The sequence below is a fragment of the Desulfovibrio desulfuricans genome, from assembly GCF_024460775.1.
Taxonomy (GTDB): Bacteria; Desulfobacterota; Desulfovibrionia; order Desulfovibrionales; family Desulfovibrionaceae; genus Desulfovibrio; species Desulfovibrio desulfuricans_E.
In genome coordinates this window covers 251,442-272,121 of the sequence record NZ_JANFYZ010000004.1, presented here as the reverse complement: position 1 = coordinate 272,121, position 20,680 = coordinate 251,442, and the positions used below count along the sequence as shown (strand labels likewise).

At 61.0% G+C, this 20,680-nt stretch carries 14 protein-coding genes; 4 read left to right on the top strand and 10 right to left on the bottom strand.

Annotation, left to right across the window (positions count from 1 at the left end; all coding sequences use genetic code 11):
• Nucleotides 1-188: 188 nt before the first annotated feature.
• From purN to NE637_RS07025, 3 genes are read right to left on the bottom strand one after another with little or no spacing between them, the layout of a single operon-like run.
• The gene (gene purN, locus NE637_RS07035; protein WP_215647529.1) at nt 189-863 is read right to left on the bottom strand and encodes a phosphoribosylglycinamide formyltransferase; all 675 of its coding nucleotides are present in this window, start codon (nt 861-863) and stop codon (nt 189-191) included.
• Between the two features lie 3 nt (nt 864-866).
• Complete coding sequence (gene cobA / locus NE637_RS07030) at nt 867-2,384, bottom strand: uroporphyrinogen-III C-methyltransferase (protein WP_192113180.1); 1,518 nt, start codon at nt 2,382-2,384, stop codon at nt 867-869.
• Nucleotides 2,384-3,886: a leucyl aminopeptidase gene (locus tag NE637_RS07025; protein WP_192113236.1), complete on the bottom strand. Its 1,503-nt coding sequence runs from the start codon at nt 3,884-3,886 to the stop codon at nt 2,384-2,386. The genes cobA and NE637_RS07025 overlap by 1 nt, the downstream gene beginning before the upstream one ends.
• 302 nt (nt 3,887-4,188) lie before the next feature.
• On the opposite strand from NE637_RS07025, the gene hemW reads away from it, so the two are divergent.
• Both hemW and NE637_RS07015 read left to right on the top strand, forming a co-directional pair.
• The gene (gene hemW, locus NE637_RS07020) at nt 4,189-5,478 is read left to right on the top strand and encodes a radical SAM family heme chaperone HemW (RefSeq protein WP_215647530.1); all 1,290 of its coding nucleotides are present in this window, start codon (nt 4,189-4,191) and stop codon (nt 5,476-5,478) included.
• Between the two features lie 381 nt (nt 5,479-5,859).
• Nucleotides 5,860-6,543, top strand: a complete 684-nt coding sequence (locus NE637_RS07015) for an Mpv17/PMP22 family protein (RefSeq protein WP_192113182.1) — start codon at nt 5,860-5,862, stop codon at nt 6,541-6,543.
• Nucleotides 6,544-6,665: 122 nt separating this feature from the next.
• Here the strand turns inward: NE637_RS07015 and NE637_RS07010 are convergent, their stop codons facing one another.
• The 6 genes from NE637_RS07010 to NE637_RS06985 all read right to left on the bottom strand — a co-directional run bounded on the left by NE637_RS07010 (nt 6,666) and on the right by NE637_RS06985 (nt 13,443).
• Complete coding sequence (locus tag NE637_RS07010) at nt 6,666-7,826, bottom strand: glycerate kinase (protein ID WP_227118168.1); 1,161 nt, start codon at nt 7,824-7,826, stop codon at nt 6,666-6,668.
• 285 nt (nt 7,827-8,111) lie between these two features.
• Nucleotides 8,112-9,494: a GntP family permease gene (locus tag NE637_RS07005; protein ID WP_192113184.1), complete on the bottom strand. Its 1,383-nt coding sequence runs from the start codon at nt 9,492-9,494 to the stop codon at nt 8,112-8,114.
• 107 nt (nt 9,495-9,601) lie between these two features.
• Nucleotides 9,602-10,597 carry a 4-hydroxythreonine-4-phosphate dehydrogenase PdxA gene (gene pdxA / locus NE637_RS07000; protein ID WP_192113185.1) on the bottom strand — a complete coding sequence of 332 codons (996 nt, stop codon included), beginning with the start codon at nt 10,595-10,597 and terminating at the stop codon, nt 9,602-9,604.
• Between the two features lie 49 nt (nt 10,598-10,646).
• Nucleotides 10,647-11,978 carry a four-carbon acid sugar kinase family protein gene (locus NE637_RS06995; protein WP_192113186.1) on the bottom strand — a complete coding sequence of 444 codons (1,332 nt, stop codon included), beginning with the start codon at nt 11,976-11,978 and terminating at the stop codon, nt 10,647-10,649.
• A 22-nt stretch (nt 11,979-12,000) separates the two neighbouring features.
• Nucleotides 12,001-12,774 carry a DeoR/GlpR family DNA-binding transcription regulator gene (locus NE637_RS06990; RefSeq protein ID WP_227118167.1) on the bottom strand — a complete coding sequence of 258 codons (774 nt, stop codon included), beginning with the start codon at nt 12,772-12,774 and terminating at the stop codon, nt 12,001-12,003.
• Between the two features lie 363 nt (nt 12,775-13,137).
• Entirely contained in the window at nt 13,138-13,443 is a 306-nt protein-coding gene (locus tag NE637_RS06985) for a hypothetical protein (RefSeq protein ID WP_192113188.1), read from the bottom strand.
• Nucleotides 13,444-13,635: 192 nt separating this feature from the next.
• Between NE637_RS06985 and mutL the strand changes: the two genes are divergently transcribed.
• Nucleotides 13,636-15,654, top strand: a complete 2,019-nt coding sequence (gene mutL, locus NE637_RS06980) for a DNA mismatch repair endonuclease MutL (protein WP_227118166.1) — start codon at nt 13,636-13,638, stop codon at nt 15,652-15,654.
• Between the two features lie 85 nt (nt 15,655-15,739).
• Here the strand turns inward: mutL and NE637_RS06975 are convergent, their stop codons facing one another.
• Nucleotides 15,740-18,556, bottom strand: a complete 2,817-nt coding sequence (locus tag NE637_RS06975) for an FAD-binding and (Fe-S)-binding domain-containing protein (RefSeq protein WP_227118165.1) — start codon at nt 18,554-18,556, stop codon at nt 15,740-15,742.
• A gap of 366 nt (nt 18,557-18,922) precedes the next feature.
• Between NE637_RS06975 and NE637_RS06970 the strand changes: the two genes are divergently transcribed.
• Entirely contained in the window at nt 18,923-20,650 is a 1,728-nt protein-coding gene (locus NE637_RS06970) for a dipeptidase (RefSeq protein WP_227118164.1), read from the top strand.
• The last annotated feature ends 30 nt before the right edge of the window (nt 20,651-20,680 follow it).

Genomic DNA, 20,680 nt, shown 5'->3' with positions numbered 1-20,680 from the left:
CAACGCGGATTCTTGATTTGTAAGTTTTGAAACTTTTGTAAGTAATGAAATCGGTCGGGGCGGCGGGTACAAGGATGGGCCGCGGCGGAACTTTCAGCGCCGCATGTTTTGAGAACAGTCAAAAAAAGGAGACTCTTTGATAAAAGAGCCTCCTCATCATGTCGTTCAAGAGCTTATGCTGGCAGCAGCTAGAACCCCTGTTCCAGCGGCGGCCATACGAGCCAGTCGCCATCGTGCGGCGCACGGGGGCTGTTGCCGGGCTTGAGGTGCACCTGCCGCCCCTGCACATCTATACGGCCCTGAGCCAGCCATTGGATTGCCTGAGGATAGATGCGGTGCTCCATCACATGGATGCGGCTCATGAGGTCGTCCTCGCTTTCGCCAGCGTTGACCGGCACAACGGCCTGAATCAGCACCGGGCCGCTGTCCACCTTTTCTTCCACAAAATGCACGGTGCAGCCGGAAACCTTGACGCCGTAATTGACGGCATCGGCACCGCCGTGCACGCCGGGAAAGCTTGGCAGCAGCGCCGGGTGGATGTTGATGACCCTTCCGGCAAATGCCTCAAGGAATACCGGGGTCAGCAGCCGCATATAGCCCGCCAGCACCACAAGCTCCGTCCCGGCTTCGCGCAGGGCTTCAACCATACGGGCGTCAAAGCTCGCGCGATCGGGAAAGCTTGTGTGATCCAGTACAAGGCAGGGAATGCCCGCCTTTTCCGCACGGCTCACAACGCCCGCACCGGGGCGGTTGCAGACGATCAGGGCAATGTTCACGTCCAGCACGCCCTGGGCGGCCTTGTCGATCATGGCCTGAGCGTTAGTGCCGCTGCCGGAGGCCAGTATGGCGATATTCAGGGGCATGTCTTATCTCGCAAAGTACGTTTTCAGGGCGTCCACCAGTGCCGGGATGGTGTAATCCATGGGCATGATGTTGCAGGTAAGGCCGTTTTTTTGCAGCGTTTCTGCCGTTACCGGGCCGATGGCGGCCAGCTTCACTTCCGGGTGCATCTTGAGGATTGCAGCCGGGATAAGGGAGAGGAAGTTCTCCACCGTGGAGGAGGAGCCGAAGGTCACGCAGTTCAGGGTGCCAGCGTTGATGCGCTCGAGCACTTCGTCCCTTTTGTGCGCGGCGGGTACGGTTTCGTAGGCGGAAATAACGTCCACCACGGCCCCTGCCTTGCGCAGTTCTTCGGGCAGCACTTCGCGGGCCTTGGCGGCGCGGGGCAGCAAAAAGCGCATGCCTGCCACGTTGCCGTTTTCAAGGGTCAGCAGCCCTTCAAGCACACCCTCGGCCATGTAGCGCTCGGGAATGAAATCGGGGGTGATGCCGCGCTCGGTCAGGGCATCGGCTGTGGCGGGGCCGATGGCGGCCACCTTGCAGTTGCCGAGCGCGCGGCTGTCCTTGCCCGCCTTTGCCAGCCGCAGCCAGAAGTGCTTTACGCCGTTGACCGAGGTAAAGATAACCCAGCGGTAGCTGGCAAGATTACCCAGAGCCGCGTCAAGTTCCGCATAATCGGCCAGAGGGCTGATTTCAATGGTGGGGCACTGGATGACCTCGGCCCCCAGCGCCGTAAGGCTCTGGGCGAGGCCGCTGGCCTGCTCGCGCGCGCGGGTCACAACAATGCTGCGGCCAAACAGCGGCTTTTTCTCAAACCAGCCAAGGGTGTCGCGCAGGCCGGCAACCTTGCCCACAAGAATGACCGAAGGATTGGTGAATTTGGCTTCTACCGCAGCCTGAGGCAGACGGGCCAGGGTATCCACAAGGCTGCGCTGGTAGGGCGTGGTGCCGCGATAGATAAGCGCCGCCGGAGTGTGCGGGTCCATGCCGGCTTCAAGCAGGTTGCGGGCGATGTCGGGCAGGTTTTTCATGCCCATCACAAAAACCAGAGTGGAGGCGCTGGCGGCAAGGGCCTCCCAGTTGTGCACGGAGCCTGGCTTGTCGGGATTTTCGTGCCCGGTGATAATGGTCACGGAAGAGGCAAAATCCCTGTGAGTCACGGGAATGCCCGCATAGGCGGGGGCGGCTATGGTGCTGCTGATGCCTGGCACTTCTTCAAAGGGAATGCCTGCAGCCGCCAGCTCTTCGCCTTCTTCGCCGCCGCGCCCAAAGATATATGGGTCGCCGCCTTTCAGGCGGGCCACAACGTTGCCTTCCTTGGCCTTGTCCACCAGAAGGGCGTTGATCTGATCCTGCGGCAGGGCGTGGTTGCCCGCCACCTTGCCCACATAGATTTTTTCCGCATCGGGGCGGGCGTAAGAGAGCAGGCTGTCGTTTGCCAGGGCGTCGTATACCACCACATCGGCGGCGGCCAGGGCGTCACGCCCCTTGATGGTCAGCAGGCCCGGATCGCCGGGTCCGGCTCCGATGAGAAATACCTTCATTATACGCCTCCCCTGGCGAGATCGAGCAGCGTACGCGCGCCAAAGGCCGTGGGCCCTGCCGGAGCAAGGGGTGTGGCCTTGGCGGCCCAGTCTACCCCGGCAATGTCCAGATGGGCCCAGCGCACGCCCTCTTGAATAAAGTGTTGCAAAAAGAGCGCGGCGTTGATGGCCCCGCCTTCGCGCGGGCCCATGTGGCAAATATCGGCCACTTCGCTTTTGAGCGATTCAACATAGGGCTTCCACAGCGGCAGGGGCCAGTATTCTTCGCCGCAAGCGCCGCCTGCCGCGCGGATACGCTCGGCAAGGTCGGCATCGTCGCTGAACAGGCCCGCAAGCTGGGTTCCCAGCGCAACGGCGCAGGCCCCGGTGAGGGTAGCAATATCAACCACAGCAGCCGGAACCCATGTTTTTTGGGCATAGGCCAGCGCATCGCACAGGGCAAGGCGGCCTTCCGCATCGGTATTCTGGATTTCAACGGTGTCGCCATTGGCGGCGCGCACCACATCGCCGGGGCGCATGGCGCGGCCACCGGGCATGTTTTCAGCGCAGGCCAGCAGGCCCACCACGCGGCGGGGCGCGTCTTCCTGCGCAAGGGCCGCCACCGTGGCCAGCACCGTTGCGGCGCCGGTCATGTCGGCCTTCATCTGGTGCATGTTTGCGGCGGGCTTGAGGCTGATGCCACCCGTATCAAAAGTGATGCCCTTGCCCACAAGCACGAGGGGCTTGTCCTGTTCATGCCCGGCAGGAGCGTGCTCCAGCACGATGAGGCGGGGCGGACGGCCCGAACCCTGGCCCACGGCCATGAGGCAGCCCATGCCTTCCTTTTCCAGATCGGTTTCGTCCAGCACGGTGCAGGCAAAACCTTTTTCGCGCGCCAGTTCCTGCGCTTTCTGGGCCAGCATTTCGGGGTAGAGCAGGTTGGGCGGCGTGGTGGCAAGGTCGCGGGCCAGGCTCACGGCCCAGGCGGCGTTTTCACCCCTGCGGGCGGCGGCGTGGGCGGCGTCCGGCACTTCCTGGCCGTCAAAGGCCACGGCCAGCCACTGCGGATCGGCAGTTTCGTCCTCATCGGCCTTTTTGAGGGCCGTAAAGCGGTACAGGGCAAGCTGGGCGGCGCATACGCATTCTTCCACCAGCCGTTCGCGGCCTCCGGGCAGTTTTGCCAGAGCCGGTTCGGGCAGCACTATGGACGTGTAGCCCTGCTTGCGGCACAGTTGCACTGCGGCGGCAATGGCCTTGCGGATGTCGCTGGTGGAGACCTTTTCCCTCGGGCCAAGGCCCACGGCCAGCACACGGGGAACGGAAAGGTCGGGATGCCCGTGCAGAAGGGCCAGTTCGCCCGTCTTGCCCTTGAAGTCACGCAGGGCAGGGGCTATGACCAGCCAGGGAGCAACCTTGTCCAGTTCAGGAACCTGCTCAAGCAGGGCTTCGTCCTGGCAGACGGGGGCCAGCAGAACGTCCCCTTTCCATTGTTCCGGTCCGAGATTCTGAAAGCGTATATCCATAGAGCTGCGTCTCCTGAAAGTGCGTTGCGTACAGGCCGCCAGCGCGGTGAAAGATGCGGCAGAAGGCCGCAGGGCGCTTGCGCCGTGTTCCAATTGGTGAATATACTTCGCCGCCGCGTTTTTGCCAAGGGCGGGCAGCCGCCTGCGCGCGGAATTCCCGGCACGGCGGCGGATGCGGGCATATTCCTTGCAGACTTTGTTCATATCTGTTGCCAGTGGGCTGCAACGCTGGTTTTTTCTTTGTTCCGCAGGGTGTTACGCGCAGGCGGAGCGTCGTTTTTTTGTCACTCACAGGATCGCTTATGCTGCTTTACATACATGTTCCCTTTTGCTCCACGCGCTGCCGCTACTGCGCATTTCATTCAAGCCCGCTGGGGCGCGGCGTTGATGCGGCCAGCTCCCCTGCCGTGCGCGACTACGTGGATACCCTGTTCCTGGAGCTTGCCCACTGGGGCGACCAGCTTGGCGGCAGCGAGGTGCAGTCTGTCTTTTTTGGCGGGGGGACGCCCAGCCTGCTTTCGCCGCGCATCATCGGCCTGACCATGGAGCGCATAAACAAGTATTTCAGGCTCGTGCCCAAGGCTGAGGTGACGCTTGAGGCCAATCCGGAATCCCTGCGCGGCGGGCACCGCGCGGCCCAGTATCTGGATGCGGGCATCAACCGCCTTTCCATCGGCGTGCAGAGCATGGACGAAGGCATGCTGCGTCTGCTGGGCCGTCCACACAAGGCGCAGGACAGTCTGCACGTGGCCTTTCTGGCGCGGGAGGCGGGCTGCGCCAATATCAACCTTGACCTCATGTGGGGTTTGCCGGGGCAGAGCGTGCGCCAGTGGCTGCAAACGCTCAAGGATGTTATCCGCATGACTCCCGACCATATTTCCGCCTACGGCCTCACGCTTGAGCCGGGAACCCCGCTGGAGCTTGATGTGGAAGAAGGCCGCCTGACCCTGCCGCCGGAGCGCGACCAGAACATCATGTTCATGGAAGGGGCAGCCATGCTTGAGCAGCACGGCTACCTGCACTATGAAATTTCCAATTTCGCCCGCATGGGTTTTCAGTGCCGCCACAACATGGGCTACTGGGAGGGGGAAGACTATCTTGGTCTTGGCCCTTCGGCCACGTCCACCATCAACAACCGCCGCTGGACAAATCCTTCAAGTCAGGCTGCCTGGAACGCCCGCACCCGCGAGGGCAAACTGGCCCAGACTGTGGAAGAACTCACGCCTGAAACGCGCGTGCTCGAGCTTTTGATGCTGCGCCTGCGCACGGCGCGGGGCCTGCGCGTAAAAGAATACCGCGAGATGACCGGGCGCGACTTTGTGCGCGATCACCAGCGGCTGGTGCAGGCCCTGCACGAAAACGGGCTTATCCGCATCCGGCAGGGCTATCTGCGGCTGACCCGCAGCGGCATGCTGGTTTCCAACTCCATTCTCAGCAATCTGTTTGCCCGCACCCGCGAGGTGCTCAAGCAGGCGGCGCTTTCTGGCGGGCTGAAGCCCCAGGCCGTGGAATCTCCCGAAGGAACAGCAGAGCCGAGCGCGCTGCACGAAGACAGCCCGGAAATCCGCCCGGTACGCTGGCCCAGCGCCTGATTTACGGTCAGGAGTGGGGCCGCTGTGCAGGCTTGCGCAAGGCCGGTGTTTACGCGGGGCAAAAATGCCACTAGTATGCGGCAGCCGGTCTTGACGGTACCCCCCTCCGTCTGCTCGGCTGATGCGAATTGCCCGCGCCCTTGCGCGGCTATGGCTGATCCTTCCCCGCCGTCTGCGGTTACGCGCGGCGCGGGACCAACCGATTTGGGCCTGTTTACGCTATGGCTCCTTTGCCCTCTGCTTGCGTCAGAAAGCCTTTTTATTCCAGTTGAGTACCTATGTGTACACTCCTTTCACAAAAAGGCTTCCACCCTTGGCAGGGAACAAAAGTTCTCACAGTGTCAGTAGCCCTGAGCGTCAACGAGAATACGGAGAGAGGGTATGCGTCAAAAGGATTTTGTGGTTTTAGGCGTTTGTTTGGCGGCGTTCGGTTGGCTGGCTTTTGGGCCCGGGGCGCTTGAGGGCTTTATCAGCCTGACTGCCCAGTATCCTTTTGGCATGAGCTTTCTCAAGTTTGCCATTCTGGCTACCCTTGGCGAATGCATTGCCCTGCGCATCACCACGGGCGTGTACAACAGGCCCGGATTTGGCGTTTTGCCCAAGGCGATTATCTGGGGTTTGCTGGGCATAGGCATCAAGATTGCCTTTACCGTGTACGGCGCGGGCACGTTCAAGCTGCTCAACGAAATGGGTCTGCTTTCGGGCGCACCCACGACCTTTGGCGCCAAGCTGCTCATGTCTTTTTCCATCAGCGTGCTTATCAATACGCTTTTCGCCCCGGTGCTGATGATTACCCACAAGCTCACCGACCTGCACATTGCGGCCACCGGCGGCACGCTCAACAGCCTGTGCACCAAGCCTGACGTGGCGGCCCTGTTCCGCACCATCGACTGGAATTCCATGTGGAGCTTTGTGCTCAAGAAGACCATTCCTTTCTTCTGGATTCCCGCGCACACCATCACCTTTATGCTGCCCGCCCATTTTCAGGTGGTGTTTGCGGCGGCGTTGGGCATTGCCCTGGGCGTGATTCTGGCCTTTGCGGGCCTGCGCGCCAAGAAGGCGTAAACAAAACAGAAAACCTTGCGGGTGAACTCCGCAAGATTGAGAACATAAAAAACGGCCACACCGCAAAAAGTGTGGCCGTTTTTTATGATGCATACGTCTGGCAGGGGGCGCTGCGAATCTGCCTACCTGCCCGTGCGGCATGCGCCAAGGTTCAGGCCCATTGCGAGGATGGCGGCGATGTTGCGCGCGGTTCTGCGCAAATTTTCATTGCCTTCGGTAAGGGCCTCGTCAATGGTGCAGGGGCGGTAGAGCACGCTTGAAACCGCGTCAATGCCGTGAGCAAACACGGCGTCCACATCGGCCCGCAGTGAACCGCCAATGGCTATAACCGGCTTGTTGTGGCGCTTTGCCACGCGGGCAACGCCCACGGGGGTCTTGCCAAAGGCCGTCTGCCCGTCAATGCGGCCCTCGCCGGTAACGACGATATCGGCATCGCGCACGTGCGCGTCCAGGCCCACGGCTTCGGTCACAATCTCGCTGCCGGGGCGCAGCCGCCCTTTCAAAAAGGCGAACATGGCAGCGCCCATGCCGCCAGCAGCGCCAGCGCCGGGCATGTCCGCCATGTCCACGCCGAGGTCGCGGCGCGCGATGGCCGCAAAGTTCTGCAAATAGCCGTCGAGCTGCTGCACCATTTCAGGCGTGGCCCCTTTCTGCGGGCCAAAAATGGCCGATGCGCCGCGCGGGCCGCAGAGTGGGTTGTCCACATCGCAGGCAACATCAATGACGCAGCCGGCAAGGCGGGCGTCAAAGTTGGACATATCTATGCGCGCAAGCCTGCCAAGGCCCATGCCGGTGGGCTCGATTTCCTGCCCCTGGCCGTCCAGCAGCCGCACTCCAAGGGCCTGAAGCATGCCAGCGCCGCCCTCGTTGGTGGCGCTGCCGCCAATGCCCAAAATGAACTTGCGCGCGCCAGCATCCAGCGCAGAGCGGATAAGCTGGCCTGTGCCGTAGCTGGTGGTATTGAGGGGGTTGCGCAAGTGGGGCGGCACAAGGGCCAGACCGCTGGCTGCGGCCATTTCGATCACAGCGGTTTTGCCGTCGCCGGTCAGGCCGTAAAAAGCATCCACGGGGTCGCCCAGCGGGCCGCGTACCGTGGTATCCACCCGGCGGCCTGCCGTGGCTTCCACCATAGCTTCCACGGTGCCTTCGCCGCCGTCCGCCACAGGAACCTTGACGTAGACCGCATCGGGGAAAACCTCGCGAAAGCCGGATTCGATGGAAAGGGCCACTTGCAGGGCAGACAGGCATTCCTTGTACGAGTCGGGCGCGATGACGATCTTCATACTACCTCCAGAACGGCAGGAATCTGCGGCGCGTTACGCGCCGCGATGCCCCAGCATAGGGCACAACTGGCCGAATGAACAGGTGCTGCGGGGACTGGCCTTATCTGCACCAACAACAAATGCCGACAGCCCGTGTGGGGGCCATCGGCATTTGTTGTTGCGGCACCATGTCGGAGAGGGTCGGCTGTGCCGTCTCAAGCTTTAAGACGCTCACTCCCGTGCGTAATAGCTTCGTGGCGGGGCCTGTTCGCACAGTTGCCAGAGCGATCTCAGAGTGAAATTGCTCTAGATGAAAAAGCCCGCCACGATGAGGATGGTGCAGCCCACAGCCCAGCAGATGGTGGTCGTGACCGACCAGATGCGGATCTGCTCGCGCACGTCCGAAACACCGAGCATGCGGGTGACAACCCAGTAGTAGCTGTCATTGAAGTAGGAGAAGATAAATGCGCCAGTGCAACAGGCCAGCGCCCCAAGGGTGGGATTGAGGCCAAGGGTTGCGGCCATGGGCGCAACGATGGAGGCCGATGTGACCATGGCCACAGTGCCGGAACCCTGCATAAGGCGCACAATGGTGGCGATGGCAAGCGGCAGGATGACCGCAGGCAGATGCATGGTGGCAATGAGGTTTGCCACATGCGTACCCGCGCCGCTGTCGCGCAGCACCATGCCCAGCGCGCCGCCGCCGCCCGTAACCAGCAGAATGATGCCCGCCTGCTTGACGGAGTCGTCCATCGTGTTGACCACGTCCTTGCGGCTCATGCCGTCGGTGAGGAAGAAGGCCGCGAAAACAAGGCCGATGCCCACTGCCACAACGGGGGAACCAAGGCCGTCAATGAGGTCAAACATCAAGCCCACGCGCTCAGCCTTGGGAACAAGGGCGGTGGTGAAGGTGCCAAGCAGGATGAGCACTACGGGAATAAGAATGGGTGCAAAGCTCTTCCAGGCCGAGGGCAGCTTGCTGTCGTCAGCGTCCATCCACTGGCCGCCCGCGCCAATGGCATAGGGCTGGTCAACAAAACCATCATCACTGTCCTGTGCGGGCAGGCGAAACACCTTGTTGCCGATGTAACGGGCATAGATGATGGAGGCGATGGTCAGGGGGATGGCCAGCAGCAGGCCGAACAGGATCATGTCGCCAAGGGGCACGTTGAAGTATTCCGCCGAGGCCACAGGGCCGGGAGTGGGCGGAATAAGGTGGTGGGTGATGACCAGCCCTGCCGCCAGCGCCACGCCAAGAGTTATGAGGCTTTTGCCAGTGGCCCGCGAAATGGCTTTTGCCAGCGGCGAAAGAATGACAAAACCCGAATCGCAGAAAATGGGAATGGACACGATAAAGCCCGTTGTGGCAAGGGCCAGTTCTTCGCGGCCTTTACCAAAAAGCTTCAGAAAAACCTTGGCCATGCGCTTGGCAGCGCCGGATTTTTCAAAGATGGCGCCCATCATGATGCCAAAGCCGATGATGATGCCGATGCTGCCCAGGGTGCCGCCAAAGCCCTTGGTGACAGAAGCGATAACCTTGCTGAAGGGCATGCCGCCCACAAGCCCCGTGACGATGGCGGCAATGATCAGCGCCGGGAAGGCGTGAATACGACTGTAAAGAATAAGACCAACCAGAACGCTGATGCCAACCACAAGGCCAGCAATCATCTGCCAACTGCCCACATCCATAGTTAACTCCCTTTTAAAAGTGCGTGCACGGCAAACCCTCGTTGCCGCACCGGCTTTATCCGGCGGCCACTGCCATACCCCTTTGCAGCAGTGGCCGAGCCCCGGATTTAATGTCTGACGAAGTTGGGCGCGTATTCCGCAGCAAGGCGGATGGCTTCCACCATGCTCACGGCGCTGGCCTTGCCTGTTCCGGCAATGTCAAAGGCCGTGCCGTGATCCACCGATGTGCGCAGAATGGGCATGCCCAGCGTGAGCGAGATGGTGCGTTCAAAATCCACCATCTTGGTCGCTATGTGCCCCTGATCGTGATAGAGCGAAAGCACCGCGTCCCACGCGCCCTTGAGGGCAAAGTGGAAGACCGAATCCGCCGGGTTGGGGCCGTGAACGTTGAAGCCCTGACGGCGGGCTTCTTCAATGGCCGGAACCACTTCAGCGTCTTCCTCATTGCCAAAAAGTCCGTGCTCGCCGCAGTGCGGGTTGAGGCCAGCCACCACCATGCTCGGATTTTTCAGCCCCAGCAGCTTGAGGGCGCTGGTGCAGCGGCCGATGTAGTCGAGCACGCGGTCTTTTTTCACAGCGCGGCAGGCATCAATCAGCGAGAGGTGACGGGTCAGGAAGAACACGCGCAGGTTGTGCACCTGAAACATGGTCAGCGGATCCTTGGTGCCTGTGAGGTCGCCAAAAATTTCGGTGTGCCCGATGTAGGGCACATGGGCTGCCTTGAGGGATTCCTTGTTGATGGGCGTGGTCGCCACGGCTGCGGCCTTGCCCGCCATTGTCAGCTCAATGGAGGCCTTGATGTATTCAAAGGCCGCCTGGCCGCACTGGGCCTGCACCTTGCCGTAGGCAAAGGAGGCCAGATCCACGTTGTCCATGTTGATGATGTTGGCAGCGCCCTCGCGCCAGCCGTTGAGATCCGCATCCACCTCGTTGAAGTCGAGGTCTGCCTTCATGATGGCGGCGGCGCGGCGCATGATTTCGGTATTGCCCACCACAAGCACATTGGCCATGTCGGTGACGGCGGCGTCAGCCAGCGAAGCGGCCAGAATTTCCGGCCCAACGCCTGCGGGGTCGCCCATTGGAGCGCAAATCAGGGGTTTCATTTCTTTCGTCCTTGTTGATTATGAACTGGTTTTGGTGCGGCGCAGCGCGTCAGGCGGGCCGCTTGCGGCTTGAAATCTTGGTGAACAGGTATTCCATGCACTCCACCAGGCTGTCTTTGTCGCCCACAAATCCGCCCTTGGTGATCATGGGCAGATCGGGGTGTTCGCCGCCGATGATGTGGCCATACACGGCAAGGGGCAGCACTTGATCGCGCACGGAAAATCCGCCTGCCTTCAGGGTGCGCACCACGGCTACCGTGACTTCTCCGCCTGAGGTGTAGAGGCCGCCGATGCCCAGTTGTTTTTGTTGCAGGGCCTCGCGCGTCACGGCGGCAAGGGCCGTGTTGATGCGCTGCGAAATATCGCAGGGCAAAATGCCAAGCCTGCGGGACATTTCTTCCATGGAAAAAACATCTTCCCTGCTGCCAGCCGTGCAGATGCCAAGAACCGTGGCCTCCTTGTGCGGGGCGCATACGGCCTTGAGCACCCGGTCGCATTCCTGTTGCCGCTCTGCCTCTCCAGCCAGAATTTTACGAACATCCATCGTTATGAGGTGGCAGGGATGGGCCAGGCGCAGGGCCTCAAGCTGGGTGCGGGTCAGTTCGCTGGTGCTGCCCACGGCAAGAAAAACACGGTTTTCAAACTGCGCGCGCGGGGCCTTGACGCGTACGGCGGCAAGCTCTGCCGTGAACGGGCCGGGATCAAGGGCAATCAGGGGATAGGGCGCACTGGCAAGGGCCTGAGCGATGGTGGTGATGTCTTCATCCGCCACGGCATCGCAGACCACGGCGCGACAGCCACGGGCGCGTGCGTCCTCAATGGTTTCGCGTACGGCGGCAGGCCCGGCGAGGATCCTGTCAAGCGGGACAAATCCGCAGGCAATGGCGCTCTGCTCTGCCACGATTTTAAGCACAGACGTATTGTTGACAGGGGTTGCCGCGTCCTTGGCAATGGGCGAGCGTTCCAACGGTATGCCGTGAACGATCTGGTATCCCCCCACGCATATGCGGCCCGATGTCGGGTAGGACGGCACCAGCACGGCCAGCGACTGCTGGTGCCCGTAGGTGTCGTCCATAGCCTTGATGGAGGCTTCCATTTCTGCCCCCACGTTGCCGCGCAATGTGGAATCCACCCGCTTTGAAACAAGGGCTGGATGTTCCCTGCAAAACATGCTCACGGCGTCGTACACAACCTGCCAGGCTTTTTGCTGTGGCAGCAGGCGACTTTCCGCATTAAGGGAAACCGCAGTGTAGGCAGAAAAATCTGCGGGGTTCCAGTGATCCGGCCCAAGGCAGGTGGCGCTGGAAAAGCCCTTGGCTGTGAGCAGGGCCCCGTTGGCATTGGCGCCCGTGAAATCATCGGCAATAACGGCAATATCCATAACAAACCTTGTCAGAAAAGGGTTATGCGTCGGCAATAATCAAATGGGCGGGCGCAGCTTCAAGGGCGGCGCGGGCTTCGGCGGTCAGGCCGCTGTCGGTGATGATGTGGTCAAAGCGTTCCACACCGGCCACCAGCCAGGGGCTGAACTTGGCGTACTTGGACGCATCCGCCAGCAGAAAGGTTTTGTCGGCGCTGGTCATGAGCTGACGCTTGTAATGCATCTTGGCGGAAGTGCTGGTGGTGATGCCGTGGTGGGCATCCCACACGTTGGTGCCCACAAAGGCCATGGTAAGGCGCAGGCCGCGCAGGTAGGCCACGGCATCGCTGTCGTTGCAGGCGCGGCTGACAGGATCGATAAGCCCGCCCGAAAGAAAGACGGAAATATGGTCGCAGCCAGAAAGCAGCAGGGCTATTTCCAGGTCAGGCGTGACAACGCCGAGGCTTGTGAGGGGCAGGGCGGGCAGCAGGCGGGCCAGCTCAAGGCTGGTGGTGCCCGCATCAAGGGCAATAAAGTCTTCGTTCTTGATAAACTGGCAGGCGGCGCGTGCTATGACCTGTTTGGCCTCAAGCATGGAAACGGCCTTGCGGGCGCGGGGGATGTCGTTGGCTTCAAAACTCAGGGGCACAGCCCCGCCCCAGGTGAGTTCAAGCTGGTTGCGTTCTTCCAGCAGCTTGAGGTCACGGCGCACTGTCATGGTGGAAATGCCCAGCGCTTCGGCAAGTTCGCGTGTATTGACCGCGCCCCGGTTTTTGATGAGGCGGGCCATTTCTCTGCGGCGTTCTGCTGGCAACATGGCGGCTCCGGAGTGTGACGGGTATGTGTTAATTTTGTTTCAAATTTGTTGTTTTGTGTTATGCCCCTGAAAGGGAATATCGTCAAGACAGGTGGGGTAATTTTGTGGATATAGCTCATACTTTTTATCTATGTTGTCAGAAAAATGTTGTTTTTTGTTAATTAGTGAGAGGTCAGCCAGGGCACTGTGTTCCGCCTCCCCGCCGGGGCAACAAAAAAAGCCCGGAGCATCCCTCCGGGCTGGAAAAAGCGCGTCTGCCGCTCCTGTGCCGTATTGCCTGCGGCAGAACGCAAAAAGGCCGCCGGGCACATGATCCGGCAGCCTTCTGCTAGGGTTTACGCGGGCGGGGTAGACCCGCGCTGGCTATGCGTTGCCGAAGAATGGGGGGCGGCGCGTCTGCGCATCGCCGCTGACCCGGAAAATCTGTACCGTATACTGGTCTTTGCCGCTGCACATGGGGCAGCCGTCTGTGACCAGCATGCAGGAAGAATCGAGTTCAAGGGGGTCAATGCCCGCCAAGCTGAGAATATGAGTGGCCTTGCCCTGCTCCCACATGACGGGCGAGCCGCAACGGGCGCACTCAACATAGAGCATTTCAGGGTCAAAGCCTGCGGGCACGGGGGTACCGCGCAGCGGTTCGGCAATGGCTTTCAGTGTGTTGCTGTACATAGAAACCTCCCGGCTTGCTTTGCGTGTTGCCAGAAGCCTGGCCGCGCGCATACGCAGCCTCGTCTTCCATACATAAGCACAGCGTGCGCCGAGGCAAGCCCTGCCACGGGAATTTATTCTCCCCGCGCAGCCGCGCATGCGCCGCAGTCGAGGCCGCTTGCCTTGTGGAGCGCGCCCGAATACACTGGGCCTATGTCTGAAAAACATCGTCATATACGTTTGCTACCGCCTGAGTTGCGCAATCAGATCGCCGCAGGTGAAGTGGTGGAGCGTCCTGCCAGCGTGCTCAAGGAGCTGGTTGAAAACAGCCTTGACGCCGATGCCGCGCAGATCGACGTTTGCCTTGAAAACGGCGGGCAGAGCCTTATCAGCGTGCAGGACGACGGGTGCGGCATAGCCGCAGCCGATCTGGAACTGGCCGTCACCCGGCACGCCACGAGCAAGATTGCCAGCCTGTCTGACCTTGAGCACATCAGCTCTTACGGTTTCAGGGGCGAGGCCCTGCCGAGCATTGCCTCGGTTTCCCGGTTTTCCATAACCTCTGCGGTGACTGACCCAGACGGCCAGACACAGGCGCACAGGGTTGAGGTGGAGCACGGCTTGCTGACGGTTTCCGCCCCGGCGGCCCTGCACCGGGGAACGCGGGTGGAAGTGCGCGATCTTTTTTCCAACATACCAGCACGCTTGAAATTTTTAAAGACCCCATCCACAGAGTTCAAACGTGCGCAGGACTGGCTGGCCCGACTGGCGCTGGCCCGCCCCGCCGTGGGCCTGAGCCTGAGCTCCGGCGAGCGCGAGGCTCTGCGGTTTTTACCGGGGCAAAGCCTTTCCGACCGCCTTGGCGTGCTCTGGCCCCGGCTGATTGTGGAGGCCCTGCGCCCCTTTGACGGCACCCGCCACGGCATCCGCGTGCGCGGGTTGGCTGCCCTGCCCAATGTGAGCCAGCCGCGCGGCGACCGCATGCTGTTTTACGTCAATGGCCGCTCGGTGACGGACAAGCGCCTGCTTGCTGCCGTGCGCGAGGCCTACAAGGGCCGTATGACCAGCCGGGATTATCCGCAGGTAGCACTGTTTGTGGAGATGGACCCGGCGGAAGTGGACGTGAACGTACATCCCGCCAAGTCTGAAGTGCGTTTCCGGGATGAGTCCGCCGTGTTTTCTGCCGTGCTGCATGCCGTGCAGGGGGCGCTGCTGACCTCCTACGATGTGGCCGAAAATCTTTGGCCGAACGCGTCAGAAGACGACACTGCGGAAAGCCCTCTTGAAGCTTCTGCCCAACAATCTGCCCCGCGTCCGCAGGGTTTTTGGGGCAGGCTGGACAACCCCCCTCTTATCAAGCCGCAGGAGCAGGACGACAGGCCGGACGAGGAATCCTCGTGGCAGGCCCGGTTGCCCGAACCAGCCGCAGGCCCGGACAGTGCGGCAAACTGGTGGGGCGATTCTGTTCAGAGTGATGCGGCATCAGCCCATGAGTCAGCACCCGCGCAGAAGGAAAGCGCTCTGTTTGTTGCTGCGCCGGAAGATATTTCTGGCCTTGCGGAAGCGGCCTCAGCCTATGCGCACCACACCCCTGATACTGTCCCGTATCAGGCTGCGGATAAAGCGAACGAACACAGTGGAGACATTTTCCCGCCGGCGCAGGAACGTCAGCCCTTGAGCGTTGGGCAGTTTGCCTACCTCGGGCAGGTGGCGCTGACCTATCTGGTGCTGCGGGACGCATCCGGCGCGTTGCTGCTGCTCGACCAGCACGCGGCGCACGAGCGAGTGCTGTATGCCCGCCTGCGGCGCGGGGGATTTGCCGGGTCTGGTCAGTTGCTGGCCCTGCCGCTGGATCTGCCCCTGCACCCGGCTGAAACGGAACGTTTTTTTGAACTGCGGCCCCGGCTGGAATCTCTGGGCTTTGCCCTTGAGGTCAGCGGCGGCAACTTGCGCGTCAACGCCATGCCCCCGGTACTCTCCCGCGCCGAAGCCAGGGATTTTTTGCGTGAGGCCCTTGCCGGACGTAAGGATGATCTGGCCGACATGTTCATATCTATGTCGTGCAAGGGGGCCATCAAGGCTGGGCAACGTCTTGCGGATGACGAGGCCGCGGGGCTGTTGCAGCAGTGGCTGGAAACGCCCGACCGGGAATACTGCCCGCATGGCCGCCCCTGCGTCTTGCGCTGGGACGCCGCCGAACTGGAGAAGATGTTCAAGCGACGGCAGTCATAAGGGGAAAAGCCGTCAGGCACGGCATCTCATTTCTTGCGCATAAAACAGCGGGCGGCTCTCCCATGAGAACCGCCCGCTTTGCTGTTTATTCGCTGGCTTCGTCAACCAGATAGACAATAGAATAGTAGGGGATGCCGCCGTGCAGCGAGAGGCCGATCTGGCAGGTGCGGCTGGATGAATAGCCCACCTCGCAGGTGCTTACCTGCATGCGCAGGCCCTTGAGCGCGGCCTCGTTGAGTTCGGGATGGGTAAAGCCACGGTCACCCGCCCAGCCGCAGCAGTTGATGCCGTCCGGCACAACCACGGTTTCAGCGCACTTGCGGGCCAGTTCTTCCAGCTTGCCCTCAAGGCCCATCTTGCGCATGGAGCAAGTGGCGTGCAGGGCCACGGTCTTGGGCAGTTTTTTGAGCTTGAGCGTGTCCATGAGGTTCTCAAGGATAAACTGCACAGGCTCCATGAGCTTGATGCTGGGGTCGAGGGTCTGCTTCATGTGCAAGAGGCAGGGGCTGGTTTCGCACAGCACTGGGTATTCGCCATTGTTGCTGGCTTGGCGCAGGGCCTTTTCCAGCTCCTGTTCTTTCTTGTGGGCGGCGTCTGCGAGGCCCTTGCTGGCAAAGGCCATGCCGCAGCACAGCTTGTCCAGATTGTTGGGCAGAATGACGTCATACCCGCCCTTGAGCAGCACGCTGATGACGGCTTCCGGCTCTGTACGGCGGTCGTTGTGCTCCTCGCCGGGGCCCATGTTGCGGGCGATGCAGCTGGGGAAGTAGACGACCTTCTTGGCGTTGCCCGAGTACGGGGTGGGCAGATAGACCGAGCCCCCGCCCTTGGGCATGTTTTTGTTCCACAGTGGCACCTTGTTGAAGGTCAGGCAGCGCAGGAGGCGCGAGCCGTCGCGCATGATGGTGGTGCCAAGGGCGCGGTGCAGGGCGTCCACGCTGTTAAGCGCAATGGACATGGCCTTGCAGGTTCCCGCAAAGTGGTCGGCAATGGAACCGGCAATCTTTTTGCTGAGCGATCCGGCGTCCTTTTTGCGCAGGCTCTTGATGAACACGCCCGTATCCACGCCTGCAGGGCAGCGCGGGCGGCACAGGCTGTCTGTGGCGCAGGTGGCCTTGCCCATGTATTCGTAGCCCTTTTGCAGCGTTTTCAGCTCGCTGCTATCAGGGGCAACCTCGCGCAGGCGGCAGATTTCGCGGTATACGGTGATGCGCTGGCGCGGCGTGAGCGTAAGATCGCGCGAGGGACAGACAGACTCGCAGAAGCCGCATTCCATACACTTGTCCACCAGTTCGTCGGCGGGGTGCAGGGGCTTGAGATTTTTGAGATGCCCCTGCGAATCGCTGTTGAGCAGCACGCCGGGGTTGAGGATGTTCTTGGGGTCGAGCAGGCTCTTGATGCTCTTCATGATGGCGTAGGCCTGACTGCCCCACTCCAGCTCCACAAAGGGCGCGATGTTGCGGCCAGTGCCGTGCTCCGCCTTGAGTGAACCATCATACTTTTCCGTAACCAGCTTGCAGAAGTCTTCCATGAATCCCTTGTAGCGGGCCACTTCTGCCGGAGCGCCAAAATCCTGCCAGAAAACAAAGTGCAGGTTGCCGTCGCGGGCGTGGCCGAAGAGCGGGGCCACCGTGTAGCCGTGGCGGGCAAAAAGCTCCTGCAGGTCTGTGGCGGCCTCGCCCAGCCTGTCGAGGGTGAAGGCCACGTCTTCAATGACAATGGAGGTGCCCACGGGCCGCATGCCGCCCACCGAGGCCAGAATGCCCTTGCGGATGAGCCACAGCTTGGTGAATTCTTCGGGTTTGTCGGTAAAGGCGTAGGGCCGCACAAAGGTCACGTTGCTGAAAGCCGCATTGATGGTGGCAATGTTCTTTTCAAGCTGTTCGTGGGTGGCGGCACGGGTTTCCACAAGCAGGGAACAGACGTCGTCGTCCAGGGTTTCCAGCCCTTCGGGCAGGCCGGGGGTGCCTTCCACCGAGCGCAGGGATGCCCTGTCCATAAGTTCCGCAGCAGCAACGGGCAGGGTTGCCACGGCAGAAGCCAGATCACAGGCGGCCTTGACCGTGGGCAGGAGCAGCAGGGCAGAGGCCTTGAAGGGGGCCTCCTCCACCGTGCGGTAAGTCACTTCGGCAATAAAACCCAACGTGCCTTCGGAGCCGACCATGACATGCTGCAAAATTTCAAAGGGGTCTTCGTAATCCACCAGGGCGTTGAGGCTGTAACCCGTGGTGTTCTTGATCTTGAACTTGCGGCGGATGCGGTCGGCAAGCTCGGGATTGTCCATGATCTGTTTGCGCAGATCGGCAAGGCCGTTGAGAATATGGGCATGGGTTCTGGCAAAGGCGGCGCGGCTTTTGGCGTCCGCCGTGTCCAGCAGGGTGCCGTCTGCCAGCACCATGCGCGAGGAAACAACGGTTTTATAGGAGTTGTCGGAGGTGCCGCAGCACATGCCGCTGGCATTGTTGGCAAAGATGCCGCCGATAAAGCAACTGTCGATGGAGGCCGGGTCAGGCCCGATTTTTTTGCCAAATTCCGCCAGAATCTTGTTGGCCCCGGAGCCGATGATGCCGGGTTGCAGGGTGATGCGCTCGGCGTTTTCGCCCACGCGCCAGTTGCGCCAGCCCTTGCCTATGCGCACAAGGACGGAATCGGACACCGCCTGACCGGACAGGCTGGTGCCTGCGGCGCGAAAGGTCACAGGCACGCGCATGCGGTCTGCCAGGGCCACCAGTTGCACCACTTCGGCCTCGTCCAGCACGTCCACCACGATCTTGGGGATCAGGCGGTACACGCTGGCATCTGTGCCGTAGGCCAGGAGGCGCAGGGGATCAGTATGGATGCGGTCTTTGGGAATAAAGTCCAGAAGGGCTTCTTTGAATTCTTTGTAGGGAGAAGCAAGCATGGACAAACCTCCGTGGCGGTTCATGCCGTCATTGGGTGGGCGCTTAAAATAGCGCTGGGCGGGGAATTACTGCCGTTGAAACCTGGATGGAATCCCGGCATTTCTGCAAATGCGGGATGTGCTGATCTGGAGATGACAATAGATTACCAATAACAATTCTCGGCTCGGATTGCTACTGTTTTACAATCAAAAAGCACTTCGGCCTGCGCAATCCTTGTGCCCCTGCCGCCCCTGCGTTACAAAAAAGAAAAACAGTTTGCTGATTTGATTTACAGCACTCCAGCGCCTGCCGCTGGGGTTACTGGCGTTTTTGCGTATCGGTTTGAGCATGCGGGATGTTACGGTCTGATTTTTTATGGAGGTTCCATGAAGCGGCTGATCGTCTTGTGCTGTGTCTCTCTGGCCCTGCTGCTGCCTCAGGCAGCCCTTGCCTGCACCACCTTTATTGTCACCAAAGGAGCCAGCGCCGATGGCTCCGTGATGGTAAGCCATTCTGACGACAACGATCTCAACGACCAGTCCATTGTGTACGTTCCCGCCCGCGACTGGCCGGAAGGCGCGCAGCGCCCCGTGTACGATTCCGCCGTGGCGGTGAAGGAAAATCCCGCCACCAATACCTTTCTTGTTCCCCGCCTTTCCGACCCCAAGCGCGCGCCGGGCTATCACCACCCGGATACGCCGCGCACGATTGCCATCGGTTTTATCCCTCAGGTGCGGCACACCTTTGCCTATATTGACGGCAACTACGCGATCATGAACGAGCATGGCCTCATGTTTGGCGAATGCACGGATGGGGCGCACAATACCTGCACGGCAGAGCCGGGCAAGCGCATTTTCTATTCGTCCGAGCTGGCGCGCGTGGCGCTGGAGCGCTGCAAAACAGCCCGCGAGGCCATTGAGCTGATGGGCGCGCTCATTGAGCAGTATGGCTACTACGGGACGGGCGAAACCCTGCCCGTGGCCGACAAAAACGAAGCCTGGGTTATGGAAATGGCCCCCTCCCCGTCGGGAACAGGGGGCTTGTGGGTAGCCCAGCGCGTGCCGGACGGCCAGTTTTTTGTGGCGGCCAACGAATTTCGCATCCGCGACATCACGCCCGGCAACCCCGACCAGATGTACGGCAAAACCCTGTTTGCCACGGTAGACAAGTACAACATGCGCAGCCCCAAGGACGCCTCCAAGCCTCTGGACTGGCTGACCACCGTGAGCGATGGTGAATATAACCACCCGTATTATTCGCTGCGCCGCGTGTGGCGGGCGCTCTCTCTGGCGGCTCCTTCGCTGAAACTGCCCGCATGGGTGGAAAGCGGCGCAACACACGCCTATCCTTTTTCCGTCAAGCCGGACAAGCTGCTGAGCCTGAACGACATCAAGCGCATGCACCGCGACCACTACGAAGGTACGGAATTCGACCTCACCAAGGGCACTGCGGCGGGGCCGTTTGGCAATCCCAACCGCATTATCGGCCCCAAGGATCCCAGCGGCGACGTGAGCCCGACCACCAAGCTTGAAGGCGCGTGGGAACGGCCCATGGGCATGTATTATGTGGGCTACACGACCATTGCGCAGTATCGGCCCGATGTACCGGAACCGCTCGCGCTGGTGTGCTGGGTTGCGCTCGCTCCGGCGGCGGAATCTGTCTTTGTGCCGCTGGCGGTCGCCCCCATGCCCGCAGGCTACGAACAGGGCGACACCCGCCGCTTTGCCAATGATTCCGCATGGTGGGCCTATTCCCTGGTGAGCGATTACGCCAACATCCGTTACGACATGATTTCTCAGGAGATTCAGACCAGAGCCGCCAGCATGGAAGCCGTCTTTGCCGCCCGCGTAGCCTCGCTGCAAAAGGAACTGGCCCCCAAGGCGGCATCATCCCCGGCGCAGGCGCAGGCTGCCTTTGCCAAGGCCCTGCGGGCACAGGCAGAGGGCGCGTTGCGCGACTGGCGAGAATTTTTTCCCCAACTGGTGGCGCGGCACTGTCAGGGTTTTCTCAACAGCCCGGACAAAATGGCCCAGAACATCGGCTATCCCGATGCATGGCTGCCCCGCACCAACTATTCCACCGGCCCGGTCTCGTATAAAAAGCCCCGGCAGTAGGCTTCGCAATCTGCCAGATAACTCAGGAGG